A 15,908-nucleotide genomic window follows, 5' to 3' on the forward strand; every position below is an offset into this window, starting at 1 on the left:
AGCTTAGCCTTCACCGCCCAGCGCGTTTTGCGCACCCTGCGCATCGAGCGTGGCGCGCACCTTTTCCAGCAGCGCCAGCAACTGCCGGCGCTCGCTCTCGTCGAGGCCCGCCGCCGCCACCCGCGCCAGCTGCTCGCCGCTCTTCTGCACACTGCGCGCGATCGCCTTGCCCTGCTCGGTGACGTGCAGCCGCGTGCTGCGGCGGTCCGCATCGTCCGCGGTGGCTTCCAGCAAGCCCTGCTCTCGCAAGGCGCGCACCAGCCGTGCCAGCTGCGCCTTGTCGCGCCCGGAATGGGCCACCAGGTCGCTCTGCGTAGCGCCGGGATACCGGGCGAAGTAACCGAGCACCTTGCCTTCCAGGTGCGTCAGGCCGCTCGGGCCATCGCGCAGCGCGCGGTACTGGTGCGCGCGGTACTGGTGCATGATCGAATGGATCGCTTCGAAGACGGCGCTGGCGCTATCGGGGGACTTGTCGCTGGAGGGGGGCATGATCGTGAGGAGTAGTGGGGCCCCGCGAGTATACCCCGCCGCGCCGCCTGTAGAATGCCGTAGCCCGCGGGACACCGTCCGGCGGCAGCGCCTTTGCCGGCTCCCCTACCCGGGGCGCCGCCGGAGCCACGACAACCTGATGATCATTTTATGCAGACCAGCATTCCACTCGTTACCAACGATGCCATCGTGCTCGGCATACTCGCCACCATCCTCGGCCTCGTCTTCTGGACCTCGTCACGGCCCGACGGCATCTGGAAAAAAATCTACACCTACGTGCCGTCGCTGCTGCTGTGCTACCTGGTCCCGGCCATCCTCAATACGCTCGGCATCATCGACGGCAGCCATTCGAAGCTGTATCCGATGGCGCGCGATTACCTGCTGCCCGGCGCCCTGGTGCTGCTGTGCATCGCCACCGATTTCGGCGCCATCGTGCGGCTGGGCCCCAAGGCGCTGATCATGTTCCTGACCGGCACCGCCGGCATCATGCTGGGCGCCATCGTGTCGTTCGAAGCGATGCGCTTCATCCATCCGGAAACCGTGGCCGGGGAAACCTGGCGCGGCCTGACCACGATCACCGGAGCCTGGATCGGCGGCGGCGCCAACCAGGCGGCGATGAAGGAAGTGTTCGAGGTCGACGCCAACGTGTTCGGCCAGTTCGTCGCGGTCGACGTCGTGATCGCCAATCTCTGGATGGCCGTGCTGCTGTTCCTGGCCGGCCGTGCCGACGCGTTCGACCGCTGGACCGGTGCCGATGTCTCCGCGATCAACGCGGTCAAGGCGCGGATCGAACGTTACCAGGCCGCGCATGCCCGCATCCCCACGCTGGCCGACGTGATGATCGTGCTGGCCGTGGCGCTGGGCGTCTCCGGCCTGTCGCACGCGCTGACCGGCCCTACGCTGCAATGGATCGGCAGCCTGCCGGCGGAGTGGAACCTGAAGGACTACAGCCTCACGTCGGCCTTCTTCTGGATGGTGGTCTTCGCCACCACGTTCGGGCTGCTGCTCAGTTTTACCAAAGCGCGCAATCTCGAAGGCGCCGGTGCCTCGACCATCGGTTCGGCCATGGTGTACTTCCTGGTGGCGACGATCGGCATGCAGATGGACCTGTCCGCCCTGGTCGAGCGGCCATGGCTGTTCCTGCTTGGGGCGATCTGGATCTCCGTGCATGGCGGCCTGATGCTGCTGGTGGCGAAGCTGATCCGCGCTCCGCTGTTCTTCATGGCGGTGGGATCGCAGGCCAACGTCGGCGGCGCCGCGTCCGCGCCGGTGGTGGCCAGCGTCTTCCATCCATCGCTGGCGCCGGTCGGCGTGCTGCTGGCGGTGCTGGGCTACGCGCTCGGCACCTACTGCGCCTACATCACGGGGCTGGTGCTGCGCGCGCTGGCGACTTGACGCCCGCAGCCCCTATGCGGCGCATTCGGCCGCGATCCAGGCACGCAGGCTGTCCAGGGCCGGCCCCGATGCGCGGCCATGCGGACGCACCAGGTAGTAGCCGCGCGGCGTCGCCATTTCCGGTACGGGCAGCCTGACGAGCTGCCCGCCGCGCAGCAGGTCGTCCACCAGCGGGCGCCAGCCCAGCGCCACGCCGCGGCCGGCCACCGCGGCCTGGATCACCAGCGGGTAATTTCCCAATGTCAGGCTCTGGCGCTGGTTCTCCGCGCTGGCGCCCTGCGCTCGCGCCCAGTCGTGCCATGTCATCCACCGCACCGGCCCGCTGCTCTCCAGGTGCAGCAGCGGCATCTCCATCACGTCGCCGGCGCTGGCTGGGGCATGGCGCGCCAGCAGGCCGGCACTGCACACGGGCACGACCACTTCCGGCAGGATCGGCTGGGCATCGCAGCCCGGCCACTGCCCGGCACCGAATGAAATGGCCAGGTCGACAGGTTCGCCGCGGATGTCGAAACCGTTCTGCGACGTGACGATGCGCACGTCCAGCGCCGGCTTCGCTTCCTGGAACGCCGCCAGCCGGGGCATCAGCCAGAAATTGGCGAACGCAAAATCGGTCGCCACCGTCAGCACCTCGCGCCGCCGCCGCGTGCGCAGCCGCTCCACCGCTCCCTGTACCGCGGCCAGGTGATCGTGCACGGCATCGTACAGCGCGGCGCCTTCCGCGGTGAGCACCACGCCGCGATGCGCGCGCTTGAACAAGGCGGTGCCCAGGTATTTTTCCAATGCCGCGATGCGCTGGCTGACGGCCGGCTGCGTGGTGCCGAATTCCTCGGCGACCTGCGTGAAATTCAGGTGGCGCACCGCGCAGGCGAACAGCAGCAGGCTTTGCATCGGCACATCGTTTCCCATTCTTTTTCCTTATGCATGGATCAGGTTTCGTGATTTTAAGTGCCTGAATCCATGGAAGAAAACGAAAAATTACGCATAAGCATGGATTATGAATAATTCATAAGATTATGCGAATTAATACGTTTTCCATTACCGGTGGCCGGTGCAGAATCCGGCCATGAATGCACCACGCCAACCCACGCATCGACCGACGCATCGGCCAACGCATCGGCCAACGCATCGGCCAAATATCCTGATCGTGATGGCCGACCAGCTGACGCCCCGCGCGCTGGCGGCATACGGCAACCGCGTCACCCGCACGCCGCACCTCGACCGCCTGGCCGCACAGGGTGTCGTGTTCGATTCCGCCTATTGCAACTCGCCGCTGTGCGCCCCGGCGCGCTACTCGCTGATGACCGGCCTGCCGCCATCGGTCCATGGCGGCTACGACAATGCCGCCGCGCTGTCGCCCGAAGCGCTCACGTTCGGGCACTACCTGCGCCATGCCGGCTACCGCACGATCCTGGCCGGCAAGATGCACTTCATCGGGGCCGACCAGCTGCACGGCTTCGAGGAGCGCCTGACCACCGATATCTACCCGGCCGACTTCACGTGGACACCGGACTGGGAACAGCCGCATGTGCGCCCGGACTGGTACCACAACATGGCGTCCGTTGCCGATGCCGGGCCATGCGTGCGCACCAACCAGCTCGACTTCGACGACGAGGTGGTGCACGCCACCCGCCAGAAGCTGTTCGACCTGGCGCGCGATCCGGACGGGCGGCCGTTCTGCCTGACCGTGTCGCTGACGCATCCGCACGACCCGTATGCCATCTCGCGCGACTACTGGGACCTGTACCGCGACGACGACATCGATCCGCCGCGCGTGCCCGGCACGCCGGACCACGAGGACGCGCACTCGCGCCGCCTGCGCGACGTGATCGACATCGCCCGCGCGCCCGTCGATGCCGGCCAGGCGCGCACCGCGCGGCGCGCGTACTACGGCGCGATTTCCTATGTCGACGAGCAGGTCGGGAAGCTGCTGCGCACGCTGGAGGAAACCGGCCAGGCGCAGGACACGGTCATCGTCTTCACGTCGGACCATGGCGACATGCTGGGCGAGCGCAACCTCTGGTACAAGATGACGTTCTTCGAACCGTCGGCGCGCGTGCCGCTGATCGTGCACGCGCCGGACCGCTTCGCGCCGCGCCGCGTGGCCGAATCGGTGTCCCACGTGGACCTGCTGCCGACGCTGCTCGACCTGGCAAGCGCCGGCGCGCCGCTGGAACCGGGCGGACGCAGCCTGCTGCCGCACCTGGAAGGCGCCGGCGGCCATGATGAAGTGGCCGCCGAGTACACCGCCGAAGGCGCGCTCGCGCCGATCGTGATGCTGCGCCGCGGCCCCTACAAATACGTGCATTCGCCCGCCGACCCGGAGCAGCTGTACCACCTGGCCGACGATCCCGACGAGCTGCGCAACCTGGCTGCCGAGCCGGGCCGCCATGCCGGCGCACTGGCCAGCCTGCGCGCCGACGCGGCACGCCGCTGGGACCTGGCGTCGCTGCACCGCCGCGTGCTGGCCAGCCAGCGCCGCCGCCGGCTGATCGGCACGGCCAATGCACTGGGCGCCCGCCATGCCTGGGACTACGAACCGCCGCGCGATGCCAGCCGCCAGTACATCCGCAGCCACCTCGACCTCGATTCGCTGGAGGCGCGCGCGCGTTTCCCTTCCCTCACCGGTGAAAGAAAACCACGATGAAACGCTATCCCGCCCTTGCCCTTTTTCCTGCACTGGCGCTAGCCTTTGCAGCCACCTCCCATGCCGCCGACGCGCCCGCGTGCCGCGTCGTGAAGATGGCCGATCCCGGGTGGACCGACATCGCCGCCACGAATGCACTGAGCGGCATCGTGCTCGAAGCGCTCGGCTATGAACAGAAGGTGCTGCCGCTGTCCGTGCCGATCACCTACGCCGGGCTGCAGAAGAACCACGTCGACGTCTTCCTCGGCAACTGGATGCCGGCACAGCGCACGCTGGTCGAGCCGCTGCTGAAAAGCGGCACGGTGGAACAGCTGCGCGCCAACCTGCCGCAGGCGCGCTTCACGCTGGCCGTGCCGGACACGGTGGCCCGCGCCGGCGTGCGCAGCGTCGCCGACCTGGCGAAGCACGCGGACAAGTTCAACAACAGAATCTACGGCATCGAGTCGGGTGCGCCCGCAAACTCGGTCATCCGGAAAATGCTGGCATCGAACAGCCATGGGCTAAAGGGCTGGACGCTCGTCGAATCGAGCGAGCAGGGCATGCTGAGCCAGGTGGCGCGGGCCACCCGCAACAACGACTGGATCGTGTTCCTGGCCTGGGAGCCGCACCAGATGAACAACACGTTCAAGCTGGCCTACCTGGAAGGCGCGGCCGACGACTTCGGCCCGGCCAGCGTGCACACGGTGACGCGCAAGGGTTACCGCGCCGCCTGCCCCAACGCGGCCAGGCTGTTCGCGCAGATTGAATTCACGGCCCCGCTGGAGCACGCGATCATCGCCGACGTGACGGCGAAGAAGGCCACCGCGCGTGCCGCCGCGCTGCGCCAGCTGAAGGCGCAACCGGCGCTGCTGGAGCGCTGGCTGGCCGGCGTGACCACGCTGGCGGGCACCGATGCGAAGGCCGCCGTGCTGGCCCGCCTCGCCAGGCCGTGACACCTCATTCATCACAACCACAAGAGTCCAAGATGTCCGCCCCGTCCAAATCGCCGTTTCCCTTGAAACCCCTGGCCCTGCTGGTGCTGCATGCGCTCTCCGGCGCCGCTCTTGCCGCGCCGCTTCCCGCCGAACCGGAGCCCGTCCCCGACCCCGCGATCCGCCCCGAAGCGCCGATCGAGACTGTGTTTGTCCAGGGCCAGGTGCGCCAGGTGCAGAACGTCACCCGCAAGGACCTGCAGCAGGCCACGCCCGGCACCAGCCCCCTGAAGACGCTGGAAAAGCTGCCCGGCGTATCGTTCCAGTCGGCCGACCCGTTCGGCGCCTACGAATGGTCGACGCACATCTCCATCCGGGGCTTCGGCCAGAACCAGCTGGGCTTTACCCTGGACGGCATACCGCTGGGCGACATGAGCTACCGGAACCACAATGGCTTGCACGTCAGCCGGGCGATCTCGTCGGAAAACATCGGCAGCGTGACGGTATCGCAGGGCGCCGGCGCGCTGGGCACCGCATCGACCAGCAACCTGGGCGGCGCCGTGGCGTTCACCACGCGCGGCCCGCAGGATACCGCCGGCGTGCAGCTGGCCCAGACGATCGGCACCGAGAACACCTCGCGCACGTTCGTCCGCTACGATACTGGCCTGCTGCCGACCGGCACCAGGGCCTATGCATCCGGCACGCGCCAGCGCGCCGACAAATGGAAGGGTGACGGCGGCCAGGACCAGGACCAGTTCAATGCGGCCGTCGAACAGGAGCTGGGCAAGCATGTGCTGGGCGCGTTCTTCAACTACTCCGAGCGCACCGAGGCCGACTACCAGGACCTGTCGTTCGATGCTGTGCGCCGCCTCGGATACGGCTGGGACAACTATGCGCCCGACTGGCAGCGAGCCGTGGATGCGGCGAACGGCGACTACACGGGCGGCGTGAACAATCTCGACGACGCCTACTACCTGGGCCGCGGCATCCGCCACGACTGGCTGGCGGGCGCGAAACTGGAACTGAACCCGGTGGATGGCGTGCGCTGGGATACCACCGTGTATGGCCACCGCAACCGCGGCGAGAGCCACTGGTACACGCCCTACACGCCCTCCTCCGCCACCGTGCCGATCTCGGTCCGCGCACAGGAATACGGTATCGAGCGCGCGGGCGTGGTCACCAGCCTCGCGTGGGAGATCGGCAACCACACGGTCACCGCCGGTGCCTGGGGCGAGCGCAGCACGCACTCGTGGTCGCGCGCGTTCCACGCGGTGGCCGGGCCCGAGGATACCTCGCACTTCCTCGACAATCCATTCTCCACCGTGATCGCGCAGCGCTTCACGACGAAGACGCGCCAGTTCCACGTGCAGGACAGCATCGCCCTGCTGCAGCACCGCCTGAAGCTGAATGCCGGGTTCAAGAGCACCAAGGTCACGATCGATGGTGACAATGATATCGGCGGCCGTGCCGCCGGCACGCTGGAAGCATCGAAGAAATTCCTGCCGCAGGCCGGCCTGACGTTCGCCGTGACGCCGCAAACGGAACTGTTTACATCGTGGTCGAAGAACCTGAAGGCACATATCGCCGGCGCCGACGGCCCGTTCTCGCAGACGCAGGCGGCGTTCGACCTGTCGAAGCCGGCCCTGAAGCCGGAAACCTCGACCACGGTCGACCTGGGCGTGCGCGCAAGGAACGGCAACGTGCAGGGCTCGGTGGCGCTGTACGCCGCGGATTTCAGGAACCGGCAACTGACCGTGGCCACCTGCACCGGCATCGTCGGCTGCCCGACCACGCTGGCCAATGTGGGCAAGGTGGAAACCCGCGGCCTGGAAGCGGCGCTGGACTGGAAGCTGGCGCGAGGGGGGCGCTGGTTCAACTCCTTCACCTACAACCGCTCCGAGTACAAGGATGCGCCGGTGTACTACGAAGGGGCGGCCGCGATCGACGTCAACGGCAAGCGCGTGGTCGATGCGCCGCGCGTGCTGTTCAACACCGAGCTGTCGTTCGAGCACGCCGGCTGGTTCGCCCGCGTCGATACGAAATATACGGGAAAGCGGTACTACACCTACCTGAACGACAGCCCGGTGCCGTCGTACTGGATCGCCAACGCGGTGGCCGGCTACAGGCTGGGCGCGGCCGGTCCGTTCAGGGAGGCGACGCTCCAGCTGAACGTGGCCAACCTGTTCGACAAGAAGTACTTCGCCACGATCGGCACCAACGGCTTCGCCAGCGCCGATCCCGCCGGCACGTTCGCGACGATGCTGGCGGGCGCACCGCGCGCGGCATTCCTGTCGCTGAGCGGCAAACTGTAACCTTTCCGGGAGAAGCGTCATGACGGCCACGGTCACCCTGCATCACGTGACGAAGATCTATCCGCCCGCGCCGGACGCGCCGGCCGGCGGCCGCGCCGCGGCGCTGGACGATGTGTCGCTCGAGGTCCGCGAAGGCGAGATCTGCGTGCTGATGGGCCTTTCCGGCTGCGGCAAGTCGACGCTGCTGCGGCTGATGAACGGGCTGGTGCCGCCGACGTCGGGCCAGGTCATCGTCGGCGGGCACGATCTCGGCACCCTGTCGGAACGCAAGCTGCAGTACCTGCGGCGCGGCACGATGGCGATGGTGTTCCAGTCGTTCGCGCTGTTCCCGCACCGGAGCGTGATCGACAATGCCGCCTTCGGCCTGGAGATCGCCGGCGTGCCGAAGGCCGAGCGCCATCGCCTTGCCGCCGCCGTGCTGGAGCAGGTGGGGCTGGCCGGCAATGCGAAGCAGTTCCCGCACCAGCTGTCCGGCGGCATGCGCCAGCGCGTGGGCCTGGCGCGCGCGCTGGCCGTCGATCCCGCGCTGCTGCTGATGGACGAAGCCTTTTCGGCGCTGGACCCACTGACCCGCCGCGACATGCAGGACCTGCTGCTCGACCTGCAGCGCGACAAGCGCCGCACGATCGTCTTCGTGTCGCACGACGTCGACGAGGCACTGCACCTGGCCGACAGGATCGCCCTGCTCCACGACGGCAGGCTGCTGCAGCATGGCACGCCCGAAGAACTGGTCGACAGCCCGGCGCACGAGCATGTGCGCAAGTTCTTCCGCGGCGCGAGTCCGGCCTGGCTTGCCCCTGCGCCTGCTATCGGGGCGGCGCACTCCGCGCCCCTGGCGGGAGCCCTGCATGGATAAGCTGGGATTGGGCAGCCACATCAACGACGGCGTGCGGTGGCTGGTCGACCACCACGGCGCCTGGTTCGACGTCATCGGCCAGGGCATCGAATTCTTCGCCGGCACAGTCGAAGCAGCGTTGCAGGCCCTGCCCTGGTGGCTGCTGGCCGCGCTCGCGGCGGTGGTGGCATGGCGGCGCGTGTCGTCGGGATTCGCCGTACTGGCGGTGCTGGCGCTCGGCCTGATCGAGGCGCTGGGCTACTGGCCGCAGACCATGGCGACGCTGGGCCTGACGCTGGCCGCCACCGCCATCAGCCTGCTGCTGGGAGTACCGCTGGGTATCCTCGCCGCACGCCATCGCGGCGTGCACGCGGCGCTGCGGCCGGTGCTCGACTTCATGCAAACGATGCCGGCCTTCGTCTACCTGATCCCCGCCGTGATGCTGTTCGGCCTGGGCCGGGTGCCCGGCGTGCTGGCCACCGTGGTATTCGCGATGCCGCCCGCCGTGCGGCTGACCACCATGGGTATCCTGGCGGTGGACCGGGAACAGCTCGAAGCCGGCCAGGCCTTCGGCGCCAGCCCCTGGCAGCTGCTGTTCAAGGTGCAGCTGCCGCTGGCGCTGCCGGCCGTGATGGGCGGCATCAACCAGACCATCATGATGGCGCTGTCGATGGTGATCGTCACGTCGATGGTCGGCGCCGGCGGGCTCGGTGGCGAAGTCCTCAGCAGCATCCAGCAGCTGGACGTGGGCCTCGGCTTCGAGAGCGGGCTGTGCGTGGTGCTGCTGGCGATCGTGGTGGACCGGATCACGCAGAGCTTCGGGCGGCGCATGTAAGTGACCTGGCAGCAATCACCGCATGCCCCCGTCGGACCAACGCTGCCGGGCTCGTCCGTTCAGATATTTGCAACGTTCAGTTTTTCTGAACTATGAAATTAATTGAACAGAACAGCATAGGTGTTCATAATCATATCTTGTTCGGGTTTACTGAACGGAGTAAAAAAATGAACCCAAAAGAATGGGAACGAACACTTGCCGTATGGCTACCAAAAGTCCTGGCCGCTTTGCGCAACTCTGCAGGTATCGACGGCCATGTCATGCCCAACTCGATGCTGTCAGAAGGAATGGTGGAACTGGCGATCAACGAAACGCTCCTCACCTACAGGTGCGAATTCAAGATGCGGATCTCCCACTTTGCAGTGCTCGCAGACATGAGGGCGCGTACCAATTCGGGCAACTCGGTTCTACTCATTACACCGGCGCTAAGCCAGGAAATGGCGCTGCGCTGCCGCGCCGCAGGTATCCAGTTTCTCGATGCCGCTGGTAACGCATACCTGACAGACGGGCAATGCATGTTTATATTCATTGCCGGCTTAAAGACAGCTGCCGACGATGCGCCACTGGAAGCGGGTTCCCTTGCCACGCCGGCTGCCTTGCGGATGATTTTCGCTTTTCTCGCCAAACCCGCACTGATCAACGCGTCGTACCGCGAGATTTCGTGGGCGGCAAAAGTATCAACAGGCTCGATTGGCCAAGTGTTCAACTCGCTCGCCGCGCGGAATTTTCTTGCCACGACAAAGACTGGACGCCGCTTGAAGAACGAGAGGTTGCTGATCAGTGAATGGAGCGCAGGATACGCCAATCGGCTGAGGCCCAAACTGGAACGCCTGCGTTTCGCAGCAGACAACGTCGACCGCTTGTACCAATGGCTTCCGACGCAAGGCGTAGCTGCCTGGGGCGGCGAAATGGCTGCAGCAGTGCTAACAAAGCACCTGAAGCCTCAGCAATTTACTATCTATCTGGACATGGATGTTCCTGGAGCGCTGAATGAAATTGTCGGCGAGTTCCGGCTACGCAAGGATAACCAGGGTGCGATTGAAGTAGTACAGCCATTTTGGAAGATCGCCGAGTTGGAGGTGCAACAGGGCATCGCTCCCATTCCCCTGGTTTACGCGGACCTGCTCATCAGCGGCGATCCACGCAATATCGAAGTCGCGTCCCATCTTTTGGACATAATGAACGATGCTTAGTATTCCGTCGGAGCGTCCGCTGTTGCCAGAGACGCTGGAAATCCTCCGTGCAGTTCAGCAGATCACTCGATCCCATGACATCGATCATTTCGTCATCGGTGCCACTGCGCGAGATATTCTGATGCAGCACGTCTTCGGCATTGCCACTGGCCGTGCAACCCGCGACGTTGATTTCGCGATCGCTATCCGGGATTGGCAACAGTTCGGCATGATCCGGACAAAATTGATCGCGACCGGGCAGTTTCATGAAGCATCGCCCATCGCGCACAGGCTCTATTTCGAACCTGGCAAACACGGCGAAGCATATCCACTGGACCTCGTGCCTTTTGGCGCAGTGGAACATAAGCCGCATGAAATTGCATGGCCGCCCGACATGCACGTCGTGATGAACGTCGCAGGCTATGGTGAGGCGCTTCAAACCGCGCTGACAGTCGACGTCGGCGGATTCGACATACGCGTCGTCTCGCTTCCCGGGCTTGCCGCGCTCAAGTTGCTTGCATGGGCCGACAGGCACGATGAGCACACAAAGGACGCACTGGACTTGCGGTTCTTGATGGGGAATTATCATCGGGCCGGGAACTTTGACAGACTGTACGACGAAGCAATGGATGTCATGGAAAAGACTGGCTATGACATCAGCCTGGCGGGGGCCGCTTTACTCGGCCTGGATACCCGCCGCATGCTGGCACCGGCGACATTGACAGCCATGCTTGCCATTCTCCACGCACCAAAGCTACGCGACAGGCTTCTCACGCACATGAGCGCGGCCATGCTCGATCATGATCAGTTGGCAGACGAGTTGCTTCAGCAATTCACTGACGGACTGATGACAGAAAAGTAGCGTCGCACCGACGGGTGGCGATGTGTGCGAAAGCCGAGCCGTGACTTAATTTCTTGTCGGGCGATGGTCCGACAAAAAGGACTCAGGAATGAACGCCAGCCAGTTCGGCCAGCAGCGCGAACGGGTAGATGCCCCGCGCGTGCCCGTCGCTGAAGCCGAGGTTCAGCGCGTTGCTGCCCGCCGGTTCGATGACGGTCAGCCGCACCTCCGCCGATGCTTGGACGGTACCGCCGGCACGCCGCAGCGCGCGGCATCCGGAGCAGGGGCACGCGGCACGCAGTTCGGCGTGAGTGAAGGCGTGCTCGCTGCCGCCAGCCCAGCGCACGGCAAGGATGCCGGCGCGCGAGCGGTTTTCGATGGCTTCGATGGTGCCGACGCTCATGCCGCGGCCTCCGTCTGCTGCAGCGCCAGCCGGGCCGACTTGCGCACTTCGGGGTCCGGGTCGTTGGCCGCCTCGCGCAGTGCCGGCAGGGCCAGCGGCGAGGCGATCTCGCCCAGCGCCAGCGCGGCTTCCTTGCGCAGGTTGCTGATGGTGTGGGCCAGCGCGGCGATCAGCGCGGGCAGCGCATCGGCGCTGCGCAGCCGGCCCAGGCTGCGGGCGGCGCGCAGGCGTACCTGCCAGTATGGATCGTCCAGCGCGGCGATCAGGGCCGCGGCGGCGCCCTGCAGGCGCAGCTTGCCCAGCGTGGCGGCCGCTTCCTCGCGCACCTGCCACGCGGTGTCGCCCAGGGCGGCCAGCAGCGCCGGGAGCACGGCATCGTCGGTGGCGGCGCCCAGCGCGCCCACGGCGGCGCGGCGCACGTCGGCATGCGGATCGCCGGTCGCCAGTGCCGTCAGCGCCGGCAAGGCGTCGAGGTGCTTCAGCCAGCCCAGCACGGACACGGCTTCGCGCCGCACCAGCGGATCGGTATCGTCCAGCGCGGCCAGTGCGGGCGCCGCCGTTTCCGGCGCGCGCAGTTCGCGCACGGCACGCAGCGCCGCGGCGCGCACGAAACTGTCACCGCTGGCGAGGTAAGGCAACACCGCGATGGCCGACGAGGCCACCTTCAGTTGCGCCAGGCTTTGCGCGGCGGCGGCGCGCACGTCTTCGTCGTCATCGGCCAGCAGGCGCGCCACGCCGGCCACGCTGTCCGGCGTCTCGAACGCTTCCAGCGCCCGCGCGGCCTCGGCGCGCACGTCGGCCGAGGCGTCGCCCAATGCCGCGACCAGCAGCGGCAGGGGCTCGTCGCCATCGAAGTCCGCCAGCGCGAGTACCGCGATGCGGCGCACCGTGGCATCCGGCTCGCGCAGCCGTGCGGCGATGTCCGCCAGTTCCGGGTCGTCGTAATCGGTCATTGTCTTTTTATCCTTGTGCATGTTGAGGTGCCGATCCGGCCGGGCCCAGGGGGCTCAGGCGGTCGAGCGGCACGATGTTCGCGTGCGGGTGCAGCAGCGCCAGGCAATGGCGCTTGTATTGGGTGAATTCCGGCGACGTCACCAGGTCCGCGCTGCGCGGCCGGGGGAAGTCGAGCCGGATCTCGTCGATGATGCGGCCCGGGCGGGGGCTCATCACGAGGATGCGGTCGGCCAGGAACAGCGCTTCGTCGATATCGTGCGTGATGAAGACGATGGTCGTCTTCACGCGGCTCCACACGTCCAGCAGCAGTTCCTGCATCTTCAGGCGGGTCTGCGCGTCGAGGGCGCCGAACGGTTCGTCCATCAGCATCACGCGCGGGCCGTTGATCAATACCCGGGCGATCTCCACGCGCTGCTGCATGCCACCGGAGAGCTGCACCGGGTAGCGGTCCTCGAAACCCTCCAGGCCGACCAGTTTCAACATGTCCCGCGCCCGCTGATGGCGTTCGGCGCGGCCGACGCCCTTCATCTTCAGGCCGAAGGCCACGTTGTCCAGTACCTTCTTCCACGGGAACAGCGTGTGGTGCTGGAATACCAGGCCGCGGTCCGGGTGCGGCCCGGACACCGTGTCGCCATCGACGCGGATGGTGCCCCCGCTCGGCTGCCAGTGCCCGGCCAGCCCGCCCAGCAGGGTGGACTTGCCGCAGCCCGACGGCCCCAGCACGCAGACGAATTCGCCGGGGCGGATGTGCAGCGACACATCCTGCACCGCATCGAATGCCTGCTTGCCCTGCCCCAGGCGGATGGTGAGATGGTCGATGTCGATGCCGCCCAGCGCACCGTCTTCCAATGCGCGTTCTTCAAGTGCTGAAATACGGTTCATGATTTCGTCCTCGTCATCAGGTACCAGGGCAGGAACAGGTTGCCGATCTTTTTCACCAGCACGCTGCTGCCCATGCCGATGGCGCCGATGAACAGCATGCCCACCACGATCTCGGGATAGTTCTGGATCGTGTACGACGCCCACGTGTAGTAGCCGATGCCGAACTGGCCGGAGATCATTTCCGCCGTCACCAGGCAGAACCACGCGGTGCCCATGCCGATCGCCAGCCCGGTCACGATACTGGGCGCGGCCGCCGGCAGGATCACTTCGGCGAAGATGCTCCACCGCCCGGCCCCCAGGCTGCGGGCCGAGGCGACCAGGCGCTGGTCGACGCCTTCCACGCCGTGGACGGTGTTCAGCAGGATCGGGAACAGTGCGCCGATGAAGGTGATGAACACCATCGATGCCTCCGACGACGGGAACATCAGGATCGCCAGCGGGATCCACGCCACCGCGGGAATCGGCCGCAGCACTTCCAGTGGCGGCATCAGCACGTCCTCGACCCAGCGCGAGCGGCCGACGACGAGGCCGAGCAGGATGCCGGTCACCGCGGCGCCGGCAAAACCGGCAAACACCCGGTACACGCTGGCCGATACGTGCTGCGACAGCTTCGGCGATTCGACCAGGTCCTTCGCCGCCGCCACCACGTCGACGGGCGACGGCACGTTCTGGAACGTGACCAGGCCGAAGTCGGCGTGGCGCGACGCGGCCCATTGCCAGGCTGCCACGCAGGCGGCGATCGACAACAGCCCGACGATCGCGCGCAGGATTTTGGATGCGGTCGTGTTCACGATGGCGTCCGCTCAGATAGTCGCGTTGACCGTATCGGCCTTGAGCCTGTCGTAATCCACGACCTGCCCGCCGTTCTTCTTCGCCCACGCGTCCGCATCGGCCTTCAGCAGGAAGGCTCCCACCTCCTTGCCCTTGACGACGAACCACGCATCGGCCGCCAGCAGCTTCAGGCCCGTATCCTGGTCATGCGCATACACGGTGCGCACCTTCTTGCCGCCCTGTTCCAGCTTGCGCAGCTCGGCGAACGCGGTGCCGGCGCTTGCATAGTGGCGCACCAGCGGCTCGCCCTGCACCCAGATCTGCGTGAGCTGGCGGAAGTCCGCAATCGGCTTGCCCGTCACCGCATCCTTGGCGGACAGCGGCAGCTTGGCGTAGTTCTTCAGCGCCTTGTCGTAGTCGAGCTTCGCCTGCTTGAAGGCGGTGCGCAGGTAGGAATCGTCGATGAAGCTGTTCACGTCGATGTCGCTTTCGGTGCGCTTCAGCAGGCGCAGCGTCTCGATCGACGTCGCCACCGCCTGCCGGTATTCCGGCTTCCACGTGAAATCGCGTGTCTGCAATCCGACCGGCCCATGGAACAGGTAGTTGATCTCGGCCTCGATGCCGGTCACCTTGGCGATCAGCTCACTGTATTTTTCCGGTTCGGCGGCGATCAGCCGGTCCGCTTCCAGCGCGGCGCGCAGGTAGGCCACCACGATCTCCGGGTATTTCTTCGCATAGGCCGAATCCACCAGGCTGCCGTGGAGCGTGGGCGACTTGGCTTGCGAACCGTCGAAGATCTTGCGGGCGTAGCCGCGGTGCGGGAACAGTTCGGCGAACGGCACGAAGTCGGCATGCGCTTCGATCTTGTTGCTCTGCAGGGCCGAGCCGGCGATTTCCGGCGCCTGCGTGGTGATGTTCACGTCCTTTTCCGGATCCCAGCCCTGTGCCTTCACGGCGCGCAGCAGCATCCCGTGGGCCGTCGATGCGAACGGCACCGAGATCGTCTTGCCCTTCAGCTCGGCCAGCGATTGCACGGCCGAGCCTTTCGGCACGACGATGCCGTTGCCCGAGCCCAGCGTGCTGCCCGACAGCACGGTGATGAAGATGCTTTTCTTGCCGGCCTTCTGGTGCGCGGCGCCATTGAAGGAGCCGGGGAAGTCGGCCATCGAGCCGAGGTCCAGCTTGCCGGCCACCATCTCGTTCGTCAGCGGTGCGCCGGAGGTGAAGTTCTTCCATACGATGTCGTATTTCGCATCCTTGTACTTGCCATCCTTCGGCAGGTACTTCTGCAGCAGGTTCAGTTCGCGGATCAGCAGGCCGCCCGTGGCGCAGTTGATCGTGGTGTCCTGCGTGCCGATGGCAATGCGGATCGTTTCGGCACTGGCGCCGCTGAAAGCGAGCGACAGGGACAGGGCAAGGGGAAGACCGATCAGGTGTCTGGACAGGTTCATTTTATTGTTCTCC

15 protein-coding genes are annotated in these 15,908 nt (G+C 66.2%); 8 read left to right on the plus strand and 7 right to left on the minus strand.

Features of this window, described 5'->3' with window-relative positions:
• Positions 1 to 3 precede the first annotated feature (3 nt).
• On the minus strand, positions 4 to 489 hold the full coding sequence (locus tag EYF70_RS25895; protein WP_131147950.1) for a MarR family winged helix-turn-helix transcriptional regulator: 486 nt from the start codon (positions 487 to 489) through the stop codon (positions 4 to 6).
• 150 nt (positions 490 to 639) lie between these two features.
• On the opposite strand from EYF70_RS25895, the gene EYF70_RS25900 reads away from it, so the two are divergent.
• Complete coding sequence (locus EYF70_RS25900) at positions 640 to 1,884, plus strand: DUF819 family protein (RefSeq protein ID WP_131147951.1); 1,245 nt, start codon at positions 640 to 642, stop codon at positions 1,882 to 1,884.
• Positions 1,885 to 1,896: 12 nt separating this feature from the next.
• Here the strand turns inward: EYF70_RS25900 and EYF70_RS25905 are convergent, their stop codons facing one another.
• Complete coding sequence (locus tag EYF70_RS25905; RefSeq protein ID WP_131147952.1) at positions 1,897 to 2,790, minus strand: choline sulfate utilization transcriptional regulator; 894 nt, start codon at positions 2,788 to 2,790, stop codon at positions 1,897 to 1,899.
• Between the two features lie 241 nt (positions 2,791 to 3,031).
• On the opposite strand from EYF70_RS25905, the gene betC reads away from it, so the two are divergent.
• The 7 genes from betC to EYF70_RS25940 all read left to right on the plus strand — a co-directional run bounded on the left by betC (position 3,032) and on the right by EYF70_RS25940 (position 11,455).
• Positions 3,032 to 4,528, plus strand: coding sequence for a choline-sulfatase (gene betC, locus EYF70_RS25910; RefSeq protein WP_229420567.1), 1,497 nt, complete (start codon positions 3,032 to 3,034; stop codon positions 4,526 to 4,528).
• Positions 4,525 to 5,460: a choline ABC transporter substrate-binding protein gene (gene choX / locus EYF70_RS25915; RefSeq protein WP_131147954.1), complete on the plus strand. Its 936-nt coding sequence runs from the start codon at positions 4,525 to 4,527 to the stop codon at positions 5,458 to 5,460. Before betC ends, choX begins: the two co-directional genes overlap by 4 nt.
• Positions 5,461 to 5,492: 32 nt before the next feature.
• On the plus strand, positions 5,493 to 7,751 hold the full coding sequence (locus EYF70_RS25920) for a TonB-dependent receptor (protein ID WP_131147955.1): 2,259 nt from the start codon (positions 5,493 to 5,495) through the stop codon (positions 7,749 to 7,751).
• A 19-nt stretch (positions 7,752 to 7,770) separates the two neighbouring features.
• A complete protein-coding gene (locus tag EYF70_RS25925) occupies positions 7,771 to 8,607 on the plus strand; it encodes an ATP-binding cassette domain-containing protein (RefSeq protein ID WP_131147956.1) in 837 nt (278 codons plus the stop codon).
• Positions 8,600 to 9,421: an ABC transporter permease gene (locus EYF70_RS25930; RefSeq protein WP_131147957.1), complete on the plus strand. Its 822-nt coding sequence runs from the start codon at positions 8,600 to 8,602 to the stop codon at positions 9,419 to 9,421. The genes EYF70_RS25925 and EYF70_RS25930 overlap by 8 nt, the downstream gene beginning before the upstream one ends.
• A gap of 167 nt (positions 9,422 to 9,588) precedes the next feature.
• Positions 9,589 to 10,614, plus strand: coding sequence for a type IV toxin-antitoxin system AbiEi family antitoxin (locus tag EYF70_RS25935; RefSeq protein WP_165497789.1), 1,026 nt, complete (start codon positions 9,589 to 9,591; stop codon positions 10,612 to 10,614).
• 22 nt (positions 10,615 to 10,636) lie between these two features.
• A complete protein-coding gene (locus EYF70_RS25940; protein WP_165497790.1) occupies positions 10,637 to 11,455 on the plus strand; it encodes a nucleotidyl transferase AbiEii/AbiGii toxin family protein in 819 nt (272 codons plus the stop codon).
• An 82-nt stretch (positions 11,456 to 11,537) separates the two neighbouring features.
• Here EYF70_RS25940 and EYF70_RS25945 read toward each other — a convergent pair whose 3' ends face one another.
• From EYF70_RS25945 to EYF70_RS25965, 5 genes are read right to left on the minus strand one after another with little or no spacing between them, the layout of a single operon-like run.
• On the minus strand, positions 11,538 to 11,837 hold the full coding sequence (locus tag EYF70_RS25945) for a DUF971 domain-containing protein (protein ID WP_131147960.1): 300 nt from the start codon (positions 11,835 to 11,837) through the stop codon (positions 11,538 to 11,540).
• Positions 11,834 to 12,790, minus strand: a complete 957-nt coding sequence (locus EYF70_RS25950; protein ID WP_131147961.1) for a HEAT repeat domain-containing protein — start codon at positions 12,788 to 12,790, stop codon at positions 11,834 to 11,836. Before EYF70_RS25950 ends, EYF70_RS25945 begins: the two co-directional genes overlap by 4 nt.
• Positions 12,791 to 12,797: 7 nt before the next feature.
• Complete coding sequence (locus EYF70_RS25955) at positions 12,798 to 13,673, minus strand: ABC transporter ATP-binding protein (RefSeq protein ID WP_131147962.1); 876 nt, start codon at positions 13,671 to 13,673, stop codon at positions 12,798 to 12,800.
• Positions 13,670 to 14,464 (minus strand): ABC transporter permease, encoded by a 795-nt coding sequence (locus tag EYF70_RS25960; RefSeq protein WP_229420568.1) that lies wholly within the window; start codon positions 14,462 to 14,464, stop codon positions 13,670 to 13,672. The genes EYF70_RS25955 and EYF70_RS25960 overlap by 4 nt, the downstream gene beginning before the upstream one ends.
• Before the next feature lie 12 nt (positions 14,465 to 14,476).
• Positions 14,477 to 15,895 carry an ABC transporter substrate-binding protein gene (locus tag EYF70_RS25965; protein WP_131147964.1) on the minus strand — a complete coding sequence of 473 codons (1,419 nt, stop codon included), beginning with the start codon at positions 15,893 to 15,895 and terminating at the stop codon, positions 14,477 to 14,479.
• Positions 15,896 to 15,908: the final 13 nt, after the last annotated feature.

The sequence above is a fragment of the Pseudoduganella albidiflava genome (assembly GCF_004322755.1).
In the GTDB taxonomy this organism is placed as follows: domain Bacteria; phylum Pseudomonadota; class Gammaproteobacteria; order Burkholderiales; family Burkholderiaceae_D; genus Rugamonas; species Rugamonas albidiflava.